A 20113-nucleotide genomic window follows, 5' to 3' on the forward strand; every position below is an offset into this window, starting at 1 on the left:
GGCTTGGGGCTCCTTTTCTAGCGAGTGATTTTGCTGGCTAATATTTTAGGAAATAATGCATGAATAGATGGCTTAGTAGTATGATTTTACTACTGATGATGGCGCTTAATATTTCGGCGAATGAGTATATTTGCCAAGATCATGATAGTGATGGTGAAATGGAAGTCTTGATACCATTTCCGGCTAATTTACCGGTTGCTAATGCAAACTTTAGTTGCCGCGGGAAAGATGATAAGAGTCAGATTATCTACCGCAATGATACAAAAGGGGATTTTGTAGAGACGGTAGAGGATTTTCAGTTTGTGAATGTTTTAGCGCTAGAGCTCAGTAAATCTATTGATGATGCGCTTACTGGAGATTTTTTAGATGTTCATTATATTGCTAATGAACCTTTTGTTTTACCTAAACTGATAGATGAGACGCCTTTTATCTTTGTGGTAGAAACAAAATATGATAGTTACGGGGAAGCATCAATTACGGTACTTCATCCGACAATTCCAAGGGTAGAGCTTTTCTGTATTGATCAAACGATTAACTATAATTTTGATGAAAAAATTGCTTATCGCCATCCTTACAGGGAATCCTTTGTAAGGGAGATTCTACTTTCAGCATCTTGCCAAAAAGCGATTGAAGCCTTTAATATTCCTTTAAAACCACAAGATATTGCGCGTTTAGTGCCGGCAACGGGCTCTTTGAATTGAGTAATGATCGGGGAGGAAGATTATAAGTACTATTTTCTTGACTCTCACCTTACGTGAGGCATTATCCTTCTCCCTAGATTATTGAGGTGTTGTGAAATGTATTGGAAAGTCGGTGAGCTTGCAAAGCTTGCGAATATCAGTGTGCGAACACTGCATCACTATGAGGATATTGGGCTGTTAATACCTATTGAGCGAACGGCTTCTGGCTATCGACTATATGATGAAAACAATGTGTTAAAACTGATGCAGATTCTTTGTTTAAGTCGAGTCGGAATACCTTTGCAGGAAGTTGATATTGCGTTAAAAGCATACCCTGAAGGGATTTTAAATATATTAAAACAGCAGTTAAGAGTGTTATCTACAGAGATTTATGCACTACAACAACTTGAATCTCAATTAGCGAGTATCGTTGAGAAGATCCTCAGTAATCAGATGCCAACTTGGCAAGATTGGAAAATGAATCAAGAGCTGATCGCCATTTATGATGAGTTCTTTGTAAAAAGAGTGAGAAACAATGAAGATTCAAATTGAGAAAGTAAGTAGTGTGGATTATCCAAGATTACAACAAATCTGGGAGAGTGCCGTTTTAGCAACCCATGATTTTTTACAAGAAGATGATTTTACAGAAATTCAAAAACAATTAATTCCGGCATATTTTCCGCAAGTAACATTATATAAAGCAGTTTTTACTAAAGGGAGGGAGATTTCCGGATTTTTAGGTGTATTAGAAAATCGCATCGAGATGTTGTTTATTGATGATCCATTTCGGGGGCAAGGAATTGGTAAAGCATTATTACGATTTGGAATAGATCAGTTAAGGATTAACGAGTTAGATGTGAATGAACAAAATGGGCAAGCATTAGCATTTTATCAGCATCAGGGCTTTGAAGTTATCAAACGTAGTGAGCTAGATGGCTCCGGTAAGCCTTATCCCACGTTGACACTGAAGTTAAGGGCTTCTTGTTAGCCCTTAATTATTGCGGAATAATAAAAGCTCGTTGCAAAGTCTCTATCTCTCTCTCAATACTATGAAATCCAGGAATTTCCGGGATTGGTTTTAGTTCTTCAATTTCAGAGAATTTAGCGGAGTTTGCTAATGTTTCAAAAAGATAGAGAAGCGATGCTAATTCGTTTTCAGGAAGTTCTGGTCTATTGGAGGTTTCTGCTGCGCGTTCTAATAGGAAAGCGAGCTTTTCAATAGAGTAGATAATCGGCCAATAATATTCGATAAGTTCACGTTCCTTCGGAATTTCGCCAATTGCCGCATCATAAAGCGCTGTGAGATTGGCAAGGTTGGTGCGCATTTTTACTAAGCGAGCTTCAATCTGGCTTTGGGTGCTTTGGCGCTCCTTAGAGAAGAGTAGCAAAATCATTTGTGATTGGTTTCGTAAGGTTCGCATTAAAATTCTGGGGATCCTCACAGAGGCTGAACGTTTTCCCATTAAAATCACGCCGAAAAGTCCAATGGCACTTCCAATAACTACATCAATGATTCTCGCTGTTGAGAAGTGAAAGAAGGAGAATTCACCGCTGGTAATCGTTTCTGCTAGTAAGAGTGCGTTGGGTGTAATAAAAATCACAGCCAATCCGTAATTTTTGACGATAAAGAGTTCAATGGTTGCTGTAAAAAAGAGAATGAAAAGTGCGATAGGATAGCCAGAAGGCTTAAAGTATAAAATGCAGCTAGCAATAATAATCCCGATAACTGTGCCGATAGAGCGTTGTAAGGCTCTATGGAAAGTGGCAATCATCGATGCGCCGGACATCACGGCAACGCAGGAAAGGGGAATCCAATAAGATCTAGTAAAATCAAAGCTATAAGCAACCAATGCTGCAAGCGTCGTAATGACGCCAAAGCGAAGCGCGGTAAGGAATACTAACGAGTTTCGGTCAAAGGCATTACTTAAAATATCTTGAATACTGTAGCGTTTCTCAAGCGTGATGGGCTTAAGATCTGTAATATTATCCGTGAGTGCGATGCGCATTTTATCAAGATGCTTTTTGAGATTATGATCAGGAAGTGTCGGAACTTCTAACGTTTCATGCAGCTTATCTAAATGTTTTAAATTTTTAGAAAGAGCTTTTTCAATAGTTTTTAAAAATGCGGAGACTTTGGGGATTGGAGCGCTGTTGTCATCAGCATATTGGTTCATGAGATAGAGAAAATACTCATTACCTTCAAGTGCAAGATGTAGTAATCGGGTATAAGTTTCAGAAGGAGACCATGGTAATTCTCCGGCAATAAGTGTTTCTTCGGCTTCTTTAAATGCGCCCATGGTGCGATATTTTTCTTGAGAGAATTGTGATGTGCCAATGCTCTCTGTAAGTTTAATGAGTTGTTGGTAGGCACGTTTTACGGCAAGGATTTCAGGGCGATGGGGATTGATTAAAAAACCGCTCATCGCAATTAGCCAAGAAGTAAAAGCGCCAATAGCGATTAATCCTGAGCGCATCAAACTCCCCGCAATATCTGTTGTCGGCATATCTGCGGTAATAGCAAAGATAAGGACAAAGAAGATTGAAGATGGGCCGATAAATTTTAGTGCATTAAAGATAAAGAGCATGCCGGCAGAGATCAAACCCATGACAATCGCAACAGCTAATGGGAAAGGTGCTAGTAGCGAGCCGAGAAGTGAAGCGATGACGATAGAGATCGCAACAAAGAAGAGCCGTTTAGAGAGGTGAGCGTAGGGTAATCTAAAAGCATAGAGATAGGTAAATCCACCAAGACCGGCAATAAGCCCATATTGTAATTGGTCGAGCCAGATTCCGATAAAGATAGGTAGCGCCATAGAGATTCCAGCCCCAATTGCGCGCTCCCACGGAAACGCACGATTATTGACAGAAATGGCCTCTTTGAGAATATCCCAAACCTTCTCTTTAACGTTCATAATGCTCCTTTTGAACCATCTAAAAGAAGTATTATACGAGATAATCAGGATTCTCGCTGAAGTCGCTACGGGTAAAAAGAAAGAGATTGAGGTTAAGGCGATAATAATAAAGCTTATTTAGCGGCTATTTTTTATAGTCGAAAACTATTTATAGGGGGAAATTTTCTAGGCAATAAAACATGCTACTATCGAGGGAAGTTTAATCATCAGGATTTGATAAAAAATCTTCGATAAAAAAGGGAGAAGGGAAGTTATGGTGACATTAGAGTTGGCGCAAATTGCTTTTATCGATGGGGATATTGCCGGCAATTTAGCAAAAGTGGTTGGATATATTCGTAAAGCGCAAGCAACAAGCGATATTATAATATTCCCTGAAACCTGCTTTAGTGGTTTTCCTACCCATGAGAATGCGCCAGAATATTCACAAACGCTAAATGGCAATATTATTCAAACCTTAGAAAGGGAAGCGAGAGCAAAAGGTATTGCCGTACTTGCCGGTATTTGTGAAGCGCAAAATGGTGCTTATTATAATAGCGCTGTTTTTATCGATCCTGAGAAAGGCCATATCGCGACTTACCGTAAAACCCATATGTGGCTAACCGACCAAGGGCTTTTTACGCCAGGGGATCAGTTTATTAGTTTTGACTGGCGAGGAATCCGCATTGGGCTTTTAATCTGTTTTGATATTGAGTTCCCAGAATCGGGACGTGCGAATGCGCTGTTAGATGCTGATCTATTATTAGTTGTGAATGGTAATATGGATCCTTATGGTGAAACCCATCGCACGGCAATTAAGGCTAGAGCGCAGGAGAATCAGTTCTTTGCAGCCTTTGTCAATCGTGTGGGTCAAGATAGCTTTGGACATCAGTTTGCAGGTGGAAGCTGTGTTGTTGATCCTTTTGGGGGAACGCTTTGTGAAGCCGGCAGGGAAGAGATGACCTTACAGATCCAGATCGATCCCTTAAAACGCAGAGAGTATCAAAAGGATTATCATTATCTTAATGAAAGAGCATTACCTTATCAAAGTGAGATCGAAGTTGATGGGGAGTATTCTTATCTTAAAATTCAGTAACTAGCGGAACCTTTCTTAAAGATATTGTTATGTGTTTTTAAGGCCTTGAATAATGGGAATCATAAAAAGGATTTACTAGGCAATGGCTAGTGAATTTAATTGAATGGGATTTTTGGATATTAAGCATTGCATTGATGAAGGATCGCTAAAACATTCACCATAGGCAGAAGAAAACGGGCAGATTTCCTAGATCTAGGCTATAATATTGCACAAATTTTTTATATGTGGGGCATAGAGTCGGATGCTCTAAAAAACCACATTATATTACTTAAATAGCAGATAGCAGATAGCATGCAGATGCATATCGAAGGTTTTTCATGAAATTACTCCACGACAGAATTATCCAAGACGGTTTAGCGTTCGATGATGGGACATTGAAGGTTGATAGCTTTATTAACCATCAAATGGACCCGATTTTAATGAAGTCTATTGCGGTTGAGTTTGTTCGCCGTTTTGCCAATCTTCCAATTAATAAGATTATTACAATTGAAGCAAGTGGTATTGCGCCAGCAATTATGCTGGGGTATCTTCTTGAATTGCCGGTTGTTTTTGTTAAAAAGAAAACACCAAAAACAATGGAGAAAATGTATCTTTCATCTGTTTACTCTTTCACTAAAGATCGCACCTATGATGTTTGTGTGAGCGAAGAGTATCTCTCAAAAGATGATAATGTCTTATTTATTGATGACTTTTTAGCAAATGGTAATGCGGCATTAGGAGTGAAATCACTGATTGACCAAGCAGGCGCAACACTTTCTGGAATGGGCTTTATCATTGAGAAGAGCTTCCAAGAAGGTCATCAGCGTTTAGTCGATCTTGGTATTAATGTACAATCATTAGCGCGCGTTGGCTCACTTGCGGGCGGTAAAGTGCAATTTATCGATTAATTGTAAAAAATATAAACTATTTGAATCTAATGGCATAATAGCCTTTAGATTAAGCAGATCGCTTCTAGCTCAAAGGTTGGTATCCGTATCAAGTTTTGAGGGAAGCGATTTTTGTATGAATTGTGGTTAGGTAAGGATAGGAATGGATATTTTATTAATTACGCTCAATGCACGATATTCTCATGCTTCATTGGGGCTGCGTTACCTCAAGGCAAATCTTCATGAGTTAGAAGATCGGGCGGAGATTGTGGAATTTACCATTCAGCAAAATAAAGAGGCGATGCTAGAAGAGATCTATCGCCGTAACCCCAAGATTGTCTCTTTTGGCATCTATATCTGGAATTTTTTAGAAACTACGTCTCTGATAAAAGATCTTCGGGCATTAATGCCGGAGGTAATCATCACTATTGGTGGGCCGGAAGTCTCTTATGAGTATGATGATACCGAAATCTATCCTTTAGTGGACTATCTCATCACAGGCTGGGGAGATGTGAGTTTCTACCAATTGGCAAAATCTTTATTAGTAGAAGAGAAACCTTGGGAAACGAAGGTGATCAAAGGAATTGAGCCACCTTTAGAGGAGATTAAACTCCCTTATTATCTTTACAATGAAGAGGATATTAAGCATCGCACTATTTATATTGAAGCTTCTCGAGGTTGTCCTTTTAAGTGTGAATTTTGCCTTTCAAGTTTAGATAAAACAGCTTGGCGCTTTCCACTTGAACCATTTTTAGAAGCGATGGATGATCTTTATGTTCGTGGGCTTCGTCAATTTAAATTTGTCGATAGAACCTTTAACTTAAAGAAAGATTTTACGCTAGCGATTTTAGATTTCTTCTTAGATAAGCTTGCAGAAAATCCAGAAGAAGCGCTATTTCTGCATTTTGAATTAGTACCGGATTATCTCTCTGAAGAGCTTAAAGCAAAAATATTACAATTCCCAAATGGCTCACTTCAGTTTGAGATCGGTATTCAAACTTTAAATCCAACAACGCAGCATCTGATCTCCCGTAAAACCAATTTAGTCGCGGCGAAAGAGAATATTTCGTGGCTTTCTAAACATACAGATGTTCATCTGCATGTGGATTTAATTGTAGGATTGCCGGATGAAGATTTGGAGAGTTTTGCCAAGGGTTTTAATGAGCTTTGGAGCTGGGAGCCGCAAGAGATTCAAGTGGGGATCTTAAAGCGGTTAAAAGGCGTGCCGATTATTCGCCATAGTAGTGAATATCAATATAGCTTTAGTCAAGAGCCACCATACTCGATTCTTAAAAATCGGGAGATGCCATTTGTGCAAGTGATGGAGATGGAGCGTTTTGCAAAATTTTGGGATAGCATTGCGAATTCAGGGCGATTTAAGGAGAGTTTGGCGCTAATTTTAGGCGATCTTCCTTTTGAGAATTTTAGAGCATTAGCCGCAGCGCTCTCCAAGCATTTTGGCAGAGCTTATGGTATTGCATTAGATAGACTCTTTAGAGCAATCTTTGATTATTTAACACAAGAGAGAAAGCTCACTATTGATGAGGTTCGCGCCGTAATGCGTGAAGATTTCCTTCGTACCGGCATTAAGGGTTGGCCTAAATATTTAGGAGAAAGACCCGATGATCGCCTCTTTGGTCCGCAAGATGAAGGTAATGAAGCATTGCCACAAAGGCAGCGTCAGCATCGGGCATAATAAGAATGTATCAAACCAGCTTGTATGATGCTGGATATAACGGATCTATCACATTTCATAACTGATTCGTCGACAATTTGATTCAGTAATTTTAAACCAATCTCGCCATAGTAAAAAAGCATAATGAGCTTAACGATCATTATGCTTTTAATGTTTTTAGTCTATTTAAATGTTGAGTAATGAAGCTCTATTCACTACAAAGCAATTGGCGCATTCTCATAAAGTAAAGATTGATTGAGGCTTTTAAATGGCAAGAGCTCCCAGCCTTGTTCTTTGGCAAGAGAGCTGAGAAGTAAGGATTGCTCAGCATCCATTTTAGGGACAAATATGCAAGATCCTGTGCCAGTGATGTAGGGGTTTAGGTTAAGCTCGTTAAGCGCATTCATAATTAAACGCATTGCCGGATAGTGATGATAAATTGCCGGTAAGCAATCATTAATCGCTCGGCTTTGATCAAAATACTTATCAGGGAAAAGCATGCTATTTCTTGGGAGCTCGCTACTTTCAAAAATGAGCTTAGTAGAAATATGAATACCGGGGTTAATAAGCGTAAATTCTTCTTCCTTTATTTCAAGCGGTGTTAGAATCTCGCCAATTCCTTCCGCCCAAGCACTTTTACCATAGATAAATATTGGCACATCTGCACCGATTTTTTTACCAATCTCTATAAGCGCTGTTTGACTAAGGTTTAGTTCCCATAACGCATTGAGTGCAACTAATGTTGTTGCTGCATTAGAGCTGCCGCCACCGATTCCAGCGCCCATTGGTAGGTTTTTGATAAGATCAATTGTAACCCCTTTATCACTATTGCTATAGTGTTTGAGTGCCGTAATTGCACGATAGATGAGATCCTCTTCCTTTGAGAAATCAAGATGCTCATAATTAAAGCGGATCTCATTATCTTCTCGTACTTCAAAACCAATCTCATCAAAGAGATCGGTAAATTGAAAGACAGTTTGTAGATAGTGATAGCCATTTTCTTCTCGGCGGATCACTCTTAACATGCGATTGATCTTTGCAGGAGCAGGAAAGTAGAGCATTAGCGAATAATCCAGTTATCAATAAGGAAGCGCAAACGAATATCATCTCCGCGCGTTAAAGTCATTTTTAAAGGAAGCTTCATACTGTTCTTCTCAATCCACTCTTCATAAGTAACCGTCCAGCCATCTTCTACGAAGGTTCTTGGAAGCTCTGTTTTCTCATCATAAAGAATTCTTGTTTTTGCGTTATTAGTCCGGCCTTTAATCCATTGCTGCGTGTTTGAGACAGGCCAATTAATGCCGGTAAGATTGGCAAAGAGGCGATCTGGATTTTTATCTTTAAAGGTCTCTTCATTGATAGTGATAGAAGTCTCTTTATCATCCACCTCAATATCAACACGCCCTTGAGCAAAGGGACCTTGAATAATAATATTGACCGATTCATTCTTTGCTTGCTCAATTGCAAAGCTTACTTGCCCGCTTTGAGAAGGGTGTTTAATGGCAGTTCTACCAAAAACTTTATAACTCTCAGCATCCTCTAAAGTCTCATACATAGGGACGGTACAAGCAGTTAAAGTTAATGTTGTTAAAATAAGTGGGATAATTTTTGTTCGTTTCATAGCTTTTTCAAAAAAGTTTGTTAGAATTGTTCTCGTTGATTCAGCGCTCGAGATTAAATGCCTTTGATGGGATACATTCTACACGTTGGATTAGCTTATAAACAGAAGTCTAGGTGAGTAAAAAGAGCTCACAAATAACGCTAGACAAACCTAAAAAGATGTTTATAATAGTTGTTCTTCTGATGGGCTATAGCCAAGCGGTAAGGCAGCGGGTTTTGATCCCGCCATCCCCAGGTTCGAATCCTGGTAGCCCAGCCATATATATAAAAGGTATTGCACTGTAATTAAGTATTGATTATGTCAAAGAAACGATTACAATTAGCGGCAATACCTTTTTTCTATTGTAAAACCCAAACTTTTATAGAGGATTCTTTGTAATGAGCAGCAAAGACCAGATGATGGTGTTTACCGGTAACGCCAATCCAGAGTTAGCTAATAAGGTGGCCAAGCATTTAGGGCTTGAGTTAGGAGATGCGACAGTAGGGCGCTTCTCAGATGGAGAAGTCATGATCTCTATCAATGAAAATGTCCGTGGTAAGGATGTCTTTTTTATCCAACCAACATGCTACCCAACAAATGATAACTTAATGGAACTCTTGGTTGCTTGCGATGCGCTTCGTCGTGCATCTGCTGGAAGAATCACAGCTGTTATTCCATATTATGGCTACTCACGTCAAGATCGTCGTCCGCGTTCAGCGCGTGTACCGATCTCTGCAAAAGTTGTCGCAAATATGATCACAAGCGTAGGGTGCGATAGAGTCCTCACAATTGATCTTCATGCTGATCAAATTCAAGGTTTCTTTGAAATTCCTGTAGATAATATCTATGCATCATCAGTTATCCAAGCAGATATCATGAAGCATGATAGTTCTAATGTAACGGTTGTTTCACCAGATGTTGGTGGTGTACTTCGTGCACGCTCTGTGGCAAAACAGATCCCTGGCGCTGATTTAGTGATTATCGATAAACGCCGCCCGGCACCAAATGTATCAGAAGTCATGAATATCATTGGTGAAGTAGAAGGTCGTGATTGTATCATTGTTGATGATATCGTTGATACGGCAGGAACATTAGGAGCGGCTGCAAAAGTGCTTAAAGAGCGCGGCGCAAAAACAGTAAAAGCTTACTGTACGCATCCTATTTTTTCAGGTAAAGCAATTTTTAATATCGAGAACTCAGGTCTTGATGAAATGATCGTGACAGATACAATTCCGCTTCGTGAAGAGGCAATTGCATGTGATAAGATCCGTGTGCTTTCAATCTCTGACATCATTGCGAATACTATTTTAAGAATTCACGAAGAAGAGTCAGTTAGTACATTATTTACGCTTGATTAAGCAAAAATAAACAGTATAATTATCCGAGTTGATTGGGCTATAGCCAAGCGGTAAGGCAGCGGGTTTTGATCCCGCCATCCCCAGGTTCGAATCCTGGTAGCCCAGCCATATTAGAAAGGCATTACGTAATAAGCGTAATGCCTTTTTGCTATTTGTGATATTCATGATTCAAAGTCGATAAGTATAATCTTGCTTGTAGGGCTAACTAATATATCAATTATTGTTTAATAAGCAGTGCAAAGTAGTCTAGTGAGTGCTTCAAATCAGCTTATACGATTCAGTAGTTTTTATAGTAAAGTCGGTTTAAGAAAAACAAGACTTAAATAGCTGGTAGGATTTTAGAAAGGGCATGGAGCATTTCCTCAAGCATTGCATAAATCTATAAGGGCAGTATTAAAAAGCGCTTGCAAGATGCCAGATAGAGCATGTTTTTATTGTTAATAGCCGATGCGCCGGCCTTTAAATCAACCTGTTTTGAAGTTATTTCACTATCATCCGATTTTACTACACAAAGGAAGAGTTTTGTTTGAAAGGGTAATATCGAAAGGTGTGTTCATTTTAACCTCTTAAAGCTAGAAGCTCGCCTTTCTCGTGTTAAAAAAGCGATGAAAGCTCTGCAATCTCTTGACTGCTTCTATATAATGGATCTAGGCATTTAAAAATTCTTACCTTTGCTAGGGTGAGGTTCTTATTTTTATTGAATTAGATTTAAAAGGGTTTGTATGACACGTAAAGTATTTTGTGTAAAGTTGCAGAAAGAAGCGGATGCAATGCCAAGACAGATGTATCCTGGGGAGTTAGGGAAGCAAATTTTTGAAAATATCTCTAATGAAGCGTGGCAAGATTGGTTAAGAGCGCAAACTATTTTAATCAATGAGTATCGTATTAATCCGTTAGATCCAAAATCACGTGAATTTTTAGAAAAGCAGATGCATGAATTTTTCTTTGGTTCCGGTGCAGATCTTCCAGATGCATTTAAGCCTGAGTAGATCAGTGTTTACCTTGAGCTTTTCAAGATAAAGAACGTTTTATTTTTATAAGAATCATCGAAATAGATGAAAAGACCTTGACCGTTTTTTAAAAAAGGGTTAAGGTCTTTTTTATGAATACGAAAAATTACACACTACTACAACTACGACTTATTCTGCTGTAACCGCAAAGGTTGCAGCCTAAATCTGCTTATTTATAGATTTTTGAAGTTTGCTAGTTGGTGTAATTTTAATGAAAGCTCCAGTTTCGTTTATAGAAAATAATATCTTTTTTGACACAATTGTTCGTTGGCATGCCTTGATATATAGCCTACGACTCTCTTTTTTGCACCCTAAATAAAGGGCAAAGAGATCTTTCGCATGCCTAAAATCTGGCAGCATTAAAGAATAATAAACCGTTTAAACACACAAATTGTTAGTGAATAACAGCTCGAGAGCAGAGCGTATTAAAAATAGGAAAATAATTATGATCGCAAATCCATCAACTAAATATCAACGTTTTGTAGCCCCTAATTACCAAAATAGAACATGGCCAAATAAAGAGATTACAGAGGCACCGCGCTGGTTAAGCTCAGATCTTCGTGATGGAAATCAGTCCCTTATTGAGCCGATGGATGTTGAGAAAAAAATCCGCATGTTTGATCTTTTAGTAGAGTGTGGTTTTAAAGAGATTGAGGTAGGATTTCCATCGGCATCAGATACAGAATTTAATTTTATTCGTAAATTGATTGATGAGAATCGTATTCCTGAAGATGTCACTATTCAGGTATTAACACAATCTAGACAAGAATTAATTGAACGCACATTTGAATCCCTTAAAGGTGCAAAGCAGGTGATTGTCCATTGTTATAACGCTGTATCTCCAACCTTTAGACGAGTGGTCTTTAATATGGATAAAGAGCAGATTAAGGCGCTTGCGGTAAAAGGTGCAGAGTTAATTAAGGCAGAATCCTTAAAGTATCCAGATACCAAATGGACATTTGAGTATTCACCAGAGATCTTCTCAGATACAGAGTTAGAGTTTTCTTTAGAAGTCTCAGAAGCGGTGTGTGATGTTTATCAGCCAACGCCTGACAATAAGGTGATTTTAAATTTGCCGGCAACTGTCGAGGTTTCAACGCCTAATGTTTATGCCGATCAGATTGAATGGTTCTGTGATCATATTACTCGCCGTGATTCGGTGGTGATTAGCTTGCATACGCATAACGATAGAGGCTGCGCCGTTGCGGCAACAGAGCTTGGTTTAATGGCAGGCGCTGATCGTGTTGAGGGATGTTTATTTGGTCATGGTGAGCGTACTGGTAACGTTGATATTGTGACGGTTGCGATGAATATGTACTCACAAGGGATTGATCCAAAATTAAACTTTGGCAAAATGAATACAGTTGTGAGAGAAGTGGAATATTGTACGGATATTCCGGTTCATCCTCGTCATCCTTATGCTGGTGAGCTTGTCTTTACCGCATTCTCAGGCTCGCATCAAGATGCGATTCGTAAAGGGTTATCAGATATTAAAGATAATCCTGACCAATTCTGGAAAGTGCCGTATCTTCCGATTGACCCATTTGATGTTGGTAGATCCTATGAAGCTGTTATTCGCGTTAATAGCCAATCTGGAAAAGGTGGCGTAACTTACTTGCTTGAAGAGGATCATGGTATTGAGCTTCCGCGCCGTTTACAGATTGAATTTAGTAAAGTGGCGCAAATGTTTGCAGATGGTGAGGGTGTGGAGCTTACTTCAGATCGTCTCTATCAGATTTTTGAAGCAGAATACTTTAATGCAAAACCTGCGCTTGAAATCCAAACGCCAATTGATATCGAAGAAGATACAGAAGGGAATACGCATATGAAGTTAACCCTTAAAACCCCATTAGGTGATAAATCTTTAGATGCAACTGGAAATGGCCCTATCTCTGCGCTTGTTAATGGTGTCAATACGCTCTTTGGATGGGATGTGGATGTCGTGGATTATAATGAACATGCAAGAAGTAAAGGTTCATCAGCGCACGCCGTATCATATGTAGAGATGCAGATCGATAATAAAACACTATTTGGCGCAGCAACTCATGCCAATACTTCACGCTCATCACTAAAAGCCGTGATTTCTGCATTAAACCGCGCGATTGATAAAGGTTTAATTGCTTTGAAATAAGCGATCAAATGGTGAGGATAGATTCAACATTCTCAAAAAATATTTAGATAGATCTAATCTATCTAAATTGAGAAGAGCACCCTAAAAAGGGTGCTTTTTTTACTTTTATATAATGATTTTATTCAGCAATGGAGGGGATAAAATGGTAGAATCACCAAATCCAAAAAGCGATCTTGGGGTAAATCGTTGCCTAATATTGTATGATCGTTTGTATTTACTAATAAATTTAAAAGAAGCGTAGTATGACATATTTATTTACCTCTGAATCAGTTTCTGAAGGGCATCCTGATAAGGTTGCAGATCAGATCTCTGATGCGGTTCTTGATGCAATTATCAAGGAAGATAAAGGCGCACGAGTAGCGTGTGAGACATTAGTTAAAACAGGTGTGGCGATTGTTGCCGGTGAAGTAAGCACGAATGCTTGGGTTGATCTTGAGGATCTTGTGCGAGGGGTTATTACCGATATTGGTTATGATTCTTCTAATGTTGGGTTTGATGGTAAAACTTGCGGTGTACTTAATATTATTGGTAAGCAAAGTTCAGAGATCGCGCAAGGTGTAGATCGTAAACTTCCAGAAGAGCAAGGTGCCGGTGACCAAGGTTTAATGTTCGGCTATGCCTCTAATGAGACAGATGTCTTAATGCCAGCGCCAATTACATTTGCCCATCGTTTAATGGAGTGCCAATCAGAAGCTCGTAAAAGTAAGCAGCTCTCTTGGCTTCGTCCTGATGCGAAAAGTCAGGTGACATTTGCTTATCATAATGATGGCTCAATTTCCCATATTGACGCAGTCGTCTTATCAACACAACATGATGAGGAAGTGAAGGCAAAAGATCTTGAAGAAGCCGTGATGGAGCTGATTATCAAGAAAACATTACCGGCAAAATGGCTCACAAGTGAGACTAAATACCATATTAACCCAACAGGAAGCTTCACAATTGGTGGGCCAGTTGGTGATTGCGGCTTAACGGGACGTAAGATTATTGTAGATACTTACGGCGGTATGGCACGTCATGGTGGTGGAGCATTCTCTGGTAAAGATCCTTCTAAAGTCGATAGATCAGCGGCTTATGCTGGACGTTATGTTGCCAAAAATATTGTTGCAGCAGGCCTTGCTGATAAGTGTGAGATCCAAGTCTCTTATGCAATTGGTGTAGCTGAGCCAACATCTATTTCAATTACGACATTTGGAACGAATAAAGTGCCAGAAGCTCTGATTGAAGAGCTTGTTCGTAAGCATTTTGATCTTCGTCCGTATGGCATTATTACGATGCTAGATCTTTTACACCCAATCTATCTACCGACTGCTAGTTATGGGCATTTTGGACGTAATCCTTATGAAATTGAATATCTTGATGGTAGTGATCAGTTAGTGAAGGCGACGGCATTTAGTTGGGAAAAAACAGATAAAGCAGATCTTCTTCGGGAAGATGCGGGTTTAACTCGTTAGTTTTAGCAGTTGATCTGGCTTAAATGACCGGATATTGTGCAAATTAAGAACACGAAGATAATGAATTATTCTTGACTTTGGAGTGGAAAAAGCTAGAATAATCCGTTGTCTTAGTATGAATTTGATACTCGCAGAGAAAAAGTTTGTTTGGCTGCGCGTATTGTCACTTATATAAATAAAGGAATTAGGGATGAAACGTACATTTCAACCAAGTTTAATTAAAAGAAAACGTAACCATGGATTCCGTGCACGTATGGCAACTAAAAACGGTCGTAAAGTTATCAACCGTCGCCGTGCTCGTGGACGTGCTCGTTTATCAGCATAATTATATAGAGTCTATTTTTTAAAGATTCGAGGCGCTTGTTATCGTTGAATAATAGGCGCCTTTTTGTTTTTGGTAATGAGCATTGATAATGAAAGAACTTCGATTTGAAAGAGATAAACGGCTCTTAACTGCCGCAGACTATAGTGCTGTGTTTGAAAAAAATCGATGTTTCAAAGATCGCGCTTTTTTAATTTTAGTCAAAAAACGATTAGTCGAAGGTGAAGACTTTACACATGAGAAGAGTCAGCCTAGACTAGGGCTTGCTGTTTCTAAAAAGAACTTCAAAAAAGCCGTTGATCGTAATCTTATTAAGCGTATCATTCGAGAGTCATTTCGTTTACATCAAGCTTCTTTAAAAGGGCTTGATATTGTTGTTATGAGTCGAGGTACGACAAGTGTTGCAGATAGAGCGGCGCTTCATACGTCACTTGAACGTCATTGGGAAAAGATTATCGAAACATGCGGACAATATTAATTTGGCTAATTAAAGGCTATAAGTATTTTTTGAGTCCTTGGGTAGGAAATCAGTGCCGGTTCGAGCCGAGCTGTTCGACCTATGCAATGGAAGCAATTACGCGTTATGGCGCGATTAAAGGAAGCTGGCTGACAATTAAGCGTTTAGTCCGTTGTCAGCCCTTTTGTAAAGGTGGAGAAGATCCTGTACCTTAGATCTCTCTATTTGTATTAACATTTATTAAAGAAACTATTTATGCAGAATAATCAGCAGCGTCTTTTTCTCTTATTGATTTTGGCTGTCATCATTTACTTTCTCTATACCAAATGGGTTGAATATAAAAACCCAGCGCCTATCACTCCGATAGAGCAAACGGTACCAGGAAGTCAACAAGGTGGCGCAAATGATGGATCTGTTCCTGTGATCGGTGGAAGTGATCAAGGAGTACCTACGGCGATGAATGTCGAGGATTACATCACGGTCGTTACCGATGTGTATGAGATGAAAATTGCGAAGAAAGGTGGAGATATTATCGAAGCTGGGCTTCTTCAATATCCAGAGAGCCTTGAAGAGCAAGATAAACCGTATAAAGTGATGGATAATACGCAAGAGCGTTTCCAAGTCACTCGTACCGGATTATCAAGTCAAACTCACGAAGGTACACCTAACCATACAAATGCCGTATTTAATAGTGAAAAAAATCGCTATGAGTTAGGAGATGCTGAGCATTTAACTGTTCCTTTAACGTACGTTGATCCGGCAACTGGTTTAACAGTTACTAAAACTTATGAGTTTACTCGTGGTCTTTATAATGTAGGATTCTCACAAACACTTGAAAACCATTCAGATCAAGTTTGGGTTGGTGGTGAATATCGTGAGATCGCAACAAGAAAACCAAAAGCACAAAAAGGTGCGGCCATTGGTGCATCAAGTTTTGATGGTAGTGTATTCTCTCTTCCTAATAATGATTTTAAGTATGAAAAACTTGCTTACGACAAGATGACCACTAAAGAGCGTGGATTTAATGCTCAAGGTCATGAAGTAACGCAATATCGCCCGAAAGAGTTTAGAGGTGAAGGCGGTTGGGTTGCGATGATTGAGCAATATTTTGTAGCTGCATCTATTCCTGGTAAAGATATTGATGCAACAAAACAAACGCAAAACGTGATTCAAACACTTCAATATGGTGACTTTAAAGATTCATCACAAAATACGTATGTTATTCGTATGATGGATCAATCAACGGTAACCGTAAAACCAGGTGAAAGCTATAACTTTGAGAGCCGTTACTATATTGGTCCAAAATTAAAAGAACAATTAGAAGAAACTGCGGAATATTTAGATCTAACGCTTGATTTTGGTTGGTTTAGCCCAATTTCAGCAGGAATGCTCTGGCTTCTTAAATTCTTCTACTCATTTGTCGGGAACTGGGGTTGGTCAATTATTCTTTTAACCTTAACGGTAAAATTAGCACTCTTTTACTTTGCTAATAAAGGTTATACCTCAATGGCAAGAATGCGTAACGTTGCGCCGAAACTTGCGTTGATTCGTGAAGAGTATGCCGATAACAGACAAAAACAATCTGAAGAGATGATGAAGCTTTATCGTAAAGAGAAGATCAATCCTTTAGGTGGTTGTTGGCCGATTGTGATTCAAATCCCCGTATTTATTGCACTCTTTTGGATGTTGATGGAAAGTGTTGAGCTTCGCCAAGCACCATGGATTCTCTGGATTCATGACTTATCGAAGATGGATCCGTACTTTATTTTACCAGTTATTATGGGTATCACGATGTTCTTCCAACAACGTTTAAACCCAGCACCAACTGATCCAATGCAACAAAAGATCATGAAATGGTTACCAGTAGTATTTACATTCATGTTTATGTGGTTTGCAGCAGGTATTGTTTTATACTGGATTACAAACAACTTACTCACAATCTTACAACAGACATTTATTATGAAACGTGTTGAAAGAGATAGTAAAAAGCATTCAGCATAAAATATGTAAGATAAAATAGGTTTTGACAATTTGTCAGTAACAACTAACAATCCCCTTTATTGGGGATTGTTTTTTATAAGGAATTAAAAGTGTTAAAAGATCAGACGATTGCTGCAATTGCGACAAGCACTGCGATTGGTGGGATTGGTATTGTAAGGCTTTCTGGAAGTGAGTCGATTCGTATTGTCAAAGAGATGACAAAATTGACGGACTTAAAGCCAAGACATGCCTATTTTTCGCCTTTTTTGGGTAAAGAAGGGGAGACAATCGATGAAGGGGTTGTGATCTATTATCAAGGGCCTAATTCATTTACAGGGGAAGATGTGATTGAGCTTCAAGGCCATGGTGGGTTAGTGGTTTTAAATCGAGTTCTTTCACGAACCTTAGAGCTTGGGGCGATTATGGCAAGACGTGGGGAGTTTTCTGAGCGTGCATTTATCAATGGGAAGCTTGATCTTGTCCAAGCAGAAGCAATTCACGACTTAATCGTAAGTCAAAGTGAAGCGCAGGCAAAAGCGGCAATGAACTCTTTGACGGGGAACTTTTCGAAAAAAGTTAATGAGCTTTTAGAAGCTTTAGTCATGATGCGAGTCTATATTGAAGCGGCGATTGATTTTAGTGAAGAAGATATTGATTTTATCTCAGATGGTAATGTTGTTAAGGGGTTAAATGGTCTCAATGATCAGATCTCGGCGTTACTTAAATCAGCAGGGAATGGTAAGGTTTTAACAGATGGATTAAAGGTTGTGATTGCAGGGAAGCCAAATGCCGGCAAGTCTAGCCTCTTAAATGCATTATCTGGTGAAGAGACAGCAATAGTCACGGATATTGAAGGCACAACGCGAGATGTGCTTCGTGAGCGTATTATTATTGAGGGAATTCCTCTTTATATTATTGATACCGCGGGGCTTCGTGAAACAACAGATCAAATTGAAGCAGAAGGAATCAAGCGAGCGAAACGAGAGATGGCAGGCGCTGATCTTGTGCTGTGGATGCATGATGACTCCCAAGAGTTTACCGGTATTGATGATGATATTGTTGCCTTAAATATTCCGGTGATCAATATCCATAATAAAGCAGATATTTCTGGAAATACAATTGGCGAGCATGCTGAGTATATTGCCATTAGTGCAAAGCAAGGTCTTGGGATTGAAGCTGTGAAAGCGGCAATTTTAAATTATGCAGGCTTTGAGTCACAAGAAGGACAATTTAGTGCTAGAGAGCGCCATATTCAGGCATTAAAAGCTGTTTTAGAGCATTTTGCTATTGCATTAAGATTGATTCATGAAGAGGTTGCGATTGAGCTTGTGGCTGAAGAGCTTCGTTTAGCGCAGATTGCCTTAGGGGAGATTACAGGGGAGTTTAGCTCTGATGCGCTCTTAGGGGAGATCTTCTCTAATTTTTGTATCGGGAAATAAGTGGTTTTGAGGGGCGGTATGTATAGTGAAATAGGTTTATAGTCGATTCGGTTTAAGAAAAACCATCTTAAAAGTAAAACAGGAGCGGATCAAATCAGCTTATACGATGCCGGATAGAACGATTCTTGCGCTTCTTATAACCGATGCGACGGCAATTTGATTCAGTGACTTTTAAACCGATTTTACTATAAGTTATATGATTGAGAATCCCAAATGTTAAGTAAAGAAAATCTATTAAAACTAGCGACTATTAAGATGCCTTTTGGGCGTTATGCAGGGCGTTATCTTATTGATCTGCCAGAAGAGTATCTTTTGTGGTTTACAAGGGCGGATAAAGGTTTTCCTAAAGGGGAGCTTGGGCAATTGATGGAGCTTGCCTTGATGCTAAAGGTCGATGGTTTAGATGGCTTAGTCAAGCCACTTAAGGGGAAAATTCCCATAGAGTAAAGATAAAAAAAGCCTCACAATTTGTGAGGCTTTTTTAATAAGATCCCATGACTAAAATTAGTTTTTCAGGGCATCTGCGGCATTTTTTGTCTCTTCAACCGTTTTATTCATTGCTTCTTCAGCAGCTTTTTTCATCTCTTCAGCAATTTCAGCGGCTGCTTCTTGCGCTGCTTGTTTTGCTTCTTCGATTTTCTCTTTATTTTCTTCTGCTTTTTTAGCCGCCGCTTCTTTCGCTTCTTCTACCTTTTCTGCTGCTTTATCTGTTAACTCTTCAGTTTTATCAGCGATTGTTTCAGCTTTTTTCTCTGTCTCTTTAGCAGCTTCATCGGCTACTTTTTTCTCAGCATCTGCCTTTTCTTTGGCTTCATCTTCAGCTTTTTTAGCGGCGTCTTCAGCGGCTTTCTTTTCAGCTTCAGCAAGCTTTTTGGCATCTTCTTCCGCTTTTTTAGCAGCTTCATCAGCAGCTTTTTTCTCAGCTTCCGCTTTTTCTTTCGCCGCTTCTTCTACTTTTTTTGCTTCATGTTCTGCATTTTTAGCAACTTGTTCTGCTTGTTGTTTTGCAGATTCTACTGAATCTTTCGATTCATCGGAGCATGCTACTAATCCTGCAAAAGCAATTGAGCTAATTAAAAGCATTTTAGTAATATTTTTCATTCTAACGTCCTTATAGATCGGTGTGAGAAAATAGGAAGTAGTAAAACTATCACAGGTAT

General features: G+C 39.2%; 20 protein-coding genes and 2 tRNA genes. 18 read left to right on the forward strand and 4 right to left on the reverse strand.

Going from position 1 to position 20113, the window contains the following annotated elements:
- Nucleotides 1-59: 59 nt before the first annotated feature.
- From MMG00_RS02615 to MMG00_RS02625, 3 genes are all read left to right on the forward strand, one after another.
- A complete protein-coding gene (locus MMG00_RS02615) occupies nt 60-701 on the forward strand; it encodes a hypothetical protein (RefSeq protein ID WP_242150979.1) in 642 nt (213 codons plus the stop codon).
- 96 nt (nt 702-797) lie between these two features.
- Entirely contained in the window at nt 798-1232 is a 435-nt protein-coding gene (locus MMG00_RS02620) for a MerR family DNA-binding transcriptional regulator (RefSeq protein WP_242150982.1), read from the forward strand.
- The gene (locus tag MMG00_RS02625; RefSeq protein WP_242150986.1) at nt 1216-1668 is read left to right on the forward strand and encodes a GNAT family N-acetyltransferase; all 453 of its coding nucleotides are present in this window, start codon (nt 1216-1218) and stop codon (nt 1666-1668) included. Before MMG00_RS02620 ends, MMG00_RS02625 begins: the two co-directional genes overlap by 17 nt.
- Before the next feature lie 7 nt (nt 1669-1675).
- Here MMG00_RS02625 and MMG00_RS02630 read toward each other — a convergent pair whose 3' ends face one another.
- On the reverse strand, nt 1676-3592 hold the full coding sequence (locus MMG00_RS02630) for an FUSC family protein (protein ID WP_242150989.1): 1917 nt from the start codon (nt 3590-3592) through the stop codon (nt 1676-1678).
- Between the two features lie 253 nt (nt 3593-3845).
- Here MMG00_RS02630 and MMG00_RS02635 point away from each other — a divergent pair, with 253 nt between their 5' ends.
- From MMG00_RS02635 to MMG00_RS02645, 3 genes are all read left to right on the forward strand, one after another.
- Nucleotides 3846-4664: a nitrilase-related carbon-nitrogen hydrolase gene (locus tag MMG00_RS02635; RefSeq protein ID WP_242150992.1), complete on the forward strand. Its 819-nt coding sequence runs from the start codon at nt 3846-3848 to the stop codon at nt 4662-4664.
- A gap of 317 nt (nt 4665-4981) precedes the next feature.
- Complete coding sequence (gene xpt / locus MMG00_RS02640; RefSeq protein ID WP_242150996.1) at nt 4982-5551, forward strand: xanthine phosphoribosyltransferase; 570 nt, start codon at nt 4982-4984, stop codon at nt 5549-5551.
- Between the two features lie 142 nt (nt 5552-5693).
- On the forward strand, nt 5694-7226 hold the full coding sequence (locus tag MMG00_RS02645) for a B12-binding domain-containing radical SAM protein (protein WP_242151001.1): 1533 nt from the start codon (nt 5694-5696) through the stop codon (nt 7224-7226).
- Nucleotides 7227-7420: 194 nt separating this feature from the next.
- Here the strand turns inward: MMG00_RS02645 and ispE are convergent, their stop codons facing one another.
- Complete coding sequence (gene ispE, locus MMG00_RS02650; RefSeq protein ID WP_255837370.1) at nt 7421-8266, reverse strand: 4-(cytidine 5'-diphospho)-2-C-methyl-D-erythritol kinase; 846 nt, start codon at nt 8264-8266, stop codon at nt 7421-7423.
- Nucleotides 8266-8826 (reverse strand): lipoprotein insertase outer membrane protein LolB, encoded by a 561-nt coding sequence (gene lolB / locus MMG00_RS02655; RefSeq protein ID WP_242151012.1) that lies wholly within the window; start codon nt 8824-8826, stop codon nt 8266-8268. Before lolB ends, ispE begins: the two co-directional genes overlap by 1 nt.
- A gap of 183 nt (nt 8827-9009) precedes the next feature.
- Between lolB and MMG00_RS02660 the strand changes: the two genes are divergently transcribed.
- The 12 genes from MMG00_RS02660 to MMG00_RS02715 all read left to right on the forward strand — a co-directional run bounded on the left by MMG00_RS02660 (nt 9010) and on the right by MMG00_RS02715 (nt 19400).
- Nucleotides 9010-9084, forward strand: a tRNA-Gln gene (locus tag MMG00_RS02660).
- 119 nt (nt 9085-9203) lie between these two features.
- Nucleotides 9204-10163, forward strand: a complete 960-nt coding sequence (locus MMG00_RS02665; protein ID WP_242151017.1) for a ribose-phosphate pyrophosphokinase — start codon at nt 9204-9206, stop codon at nt 10161-10163.
- Nucleotides 10164-10196: 33 nt separating this feature from the next.
- Nucleotides 10197-10271: transfer RNA gene (locus MMG00_RS02670), tRNA-Gln, on the forward strand.
- Between the two features lie 614 nt (nt 10272-10885).
- On the forward strand, nt 10886-11152 hold the full coding sequence (locus MMG00_RS02675) for an oxidative damage protection protein (protein ID WP_242151023.1): 267 nt from the start codon (nt 10886-10888) through the stop codon (nt 11150-11152).
- A 466-nt stretch (nt 11153-11618) separates the two neighbouring features.
- Nucleotides 11619-13304, forward strand: coding sequence for a 2-isopropylmalate synthase (gene leuA, locus MMG00_RS02680; RefSeq protein ID WP_242151027.1), 1686 nt, complete (start codon nt 11619-11621; stop codon nt 13302-13304).
- A gap of 242 nt (nt 13305-13546) precedes the next feature.
- Complete coding sequence (gene metK, locus MMG00_RS02685) at nt 13547-14755, forward strand: methionine adenosyltransferase (RefSeq protein ID WP_242151030.1); 1209 nt, start codon at nt 13547-13549, stop codon at nt 14753-14755.
- 190 nt (nt 14756-14945) lie between these two features.
- Nucleotides 14946-15080 (forward strand): 50S ribosomal protein L34, encoded by a 135-nt coding sequence (rpmH, locus tag MMG00_RS02690; protein ID WP_026878661.1) that lies wholly within the window; start codon nt 14946-14948, stop codon nt 15078-15080.
- Between the two features lie 88 nt (nt 15081-15168).
- Nucleotides 15169-15555 (forward strand): ribonuclease P protein component, encoded by a 387-nt coding sequence (rnpA, locus tag MMG00_RS02695; protein WP_242151034.1) that lies wholly within the window; start codon nt 15169-15171, stop codon nt 15553-15555.
- A complete protein-coding gene (gene yidD, locus MMG00_RS02700; protein ID WP_242151037.1) occupies nt 15540-15749 on the forward strand; it encodes a membrane protein insertion efficiency factor YidD in 210 nt (69 codons plus the stop codon). Before rnpA ends, yidD begins: the two co-directional genes overlap by 16 nt.
- Before the next feature lie 40 nt (nt 15750-15789).
- The gene (gene yidC / locus MMG00_RS02705; protein ID WP_242151041.1) at nt 15790-17535 is read left to right on the forward strand and encodes a membrane protein insertase YidC; all 1746 of its coding nucleotides are present in this window, start codon (nt 15790-15792) and stop codon (nt 17533-17535) included.
- Between the two features lie 89 nt (nt 17536-17624).
- A complete protein-coding gene (gene mnmE, locus MMG00_RS02710) occupies nt 17625-18953 on the forward strand; it encodes a tRNA uridine-5-carboxymethylaminomethyl(34) synthesis GTPase MnmE (RefSeq protein ID WP_242151043.1) in 1329 nt (442 codons plus the stop codon).
- 213 nt (nt 18954-19166) lie between these two features.
- Entirely contained in the window at nt 19167-19400 is a 234-nt protein-coding gene (locus MMG00_RS02715) for a DUF3820 family protein (protein ID WP_242151046.1), read from the forward strand.
- A 57-nt stretch (nt 19401-19457) separates the two neighbouring features.
- Here the strand turns inward: MMG00_RS02715 and MMG00_RS02720 are convergent, their stop codons facing one another.
- Entirely contained in the window at nt 19458-20054 is a 597-nt protein-coding gene (locus MMG00_RS02720; RefSeq protein ID WP_242151051.1) for a hypothetical protein, read from the reverse strand.
- Nucleotides 20055-20113: the final 59 nt, after the last annotated feature.

Origin of the sequence: Ignatzschineria rhizosphaerae (assembly GCF_022655595.1) — a bacterium.
Classification (GTDB): domain Bacteria; phylum Pseudomonadota; class Gammaproteobacteria; order Cardiobacteriales; family Wohlfahrtiimonadaceae; genus Ignatzschineria; species Ignatzschineria rhizosphaerae.

Bases quoted from the DNA above. Each gene is read 5' to 3' on its own strand.
- MMG00_RS02615 (WP_242150979.1), top strand. From the start codon at position 60: ATGAATAGATGGCTTAGTAGTATGATTTTACTACTGATGATGGCGCTT.
- MMG00_RS02620 (WP_242150982.1), top strand. From the start codon at position 798: ATGTATTGGAAAGTCGGTGAGCTTGCAAAGCTTGCGAATATCAGTGTG.
- MMG00_RS02625 (WP_242150986.1), top strand. From the start codon at position 1,216: ATGAAGATTCAAATTGAGAAAGTAAGTAGTGTGGATTATCCAAGATTA.
- MMG00_RS02630 (WP_242150989.1), bottom strand. From the start codon at position 3,592: ATGAACGTTAAAGAGAAGGTTTGGGATATTCTCAAAGAGGCCATTTCT.
- MMG00_RS02635 (WP_242150992.1), top strand. From the start codon at position 3,846: ATGGTGACATTAGAGTTGGCGCAAATTGCTTTTATCGATGGGGATATT.
- xpt (WP_242150996.1), top strand. From the start codon at position 4,982: ATGAAATTACTCCACGACAGAATTATCCAAGACGGTTTAGCGTTCGAT.
- MMG00_RS02645 (WP_242151001.1), top strand. From the start codon at position 5,694: ATGGATATTTTATTAATTACGCTCAATGCACGATATTCTCATGCTTCA.
- ispE (WP_255837370.1), bottom strand. From the start codon at position 8,266: ATGCTCTACTTTCCTGCTCCTGCAAAGATCAATCGCATGTTAAGAGTG.
- lolB (WP_242151012.1), bottom strand. From the start codon at position 8,826: ATGAAACGAACAAAAATTATCCCACTTATTTTAACAACATTAACTTTA.
- MMG00_RS02665 (WP_242151017.1), top strand. From the start codon at position 9,204: ATGAGCAGCAAAGACCAGATGATGGTGTTTACCGGTAACGCCAATCCA.
- MMG00_RS02675 (WP_242151023.1), top strand. From the start codon at position 10,886: ATGACACGTAAAGTATTTTGTGTAAAGTTGCAGAAAGAAGCGGATGCA.
- leuA (WP_242151027.1), top strand. From the start codon at position 11,619: ATGATCGCAAATCCATCAACTAAATATCAACGTTTTGTAGCCCCTAAT.
- metK (WP_242151030.1), top strand. From the start codon at position 13,547: ATGACATATTTATTTACCTCTGAATCAGTTTCTGAAGGGCATCCTGAT.
- rpmH (WP_026878661.1), top strand. From the start codon at position 14,946: ATGAAACGTACATTTCAACCAAGTTTAATTAAAAGAAAACGTAACCAT.
- rnpA (WP_242151034.1), top strand. From the start codon at position 15,169: ATGAAAGAACTTCGATTTGAAAGAGATAAACGGCTCTTAACTGCCGCA.
- yidD (WP_242151037.1), top strand. From the start codon at position 15,540: ATGCGGACAATATTAATTTGGCTAATTAAAGGCTATAAGTATTTTTTG.
- yidC (WP_242151041.1), top strand. From the start codon at position 15,790: ATGCAGAATAATCAGCAGCGTCTTTTTCTCTTATTGATTTTGGCTGTC.
- MMG00_RS02715 (WP_242151046.1), top strand. From the start codon at position 19,167: ATGTTAAGTAAAGAAAATCTATTAAAACTAGCGACTATTAAGATGCCT.
- MMG00_RS02720 (WP_242151051.1), bottom strand. From the start codon at position 20,054: ATGAAAAATATTACTAAAATGCTTTTAATTAGCTCAATTGCTTTTGCA.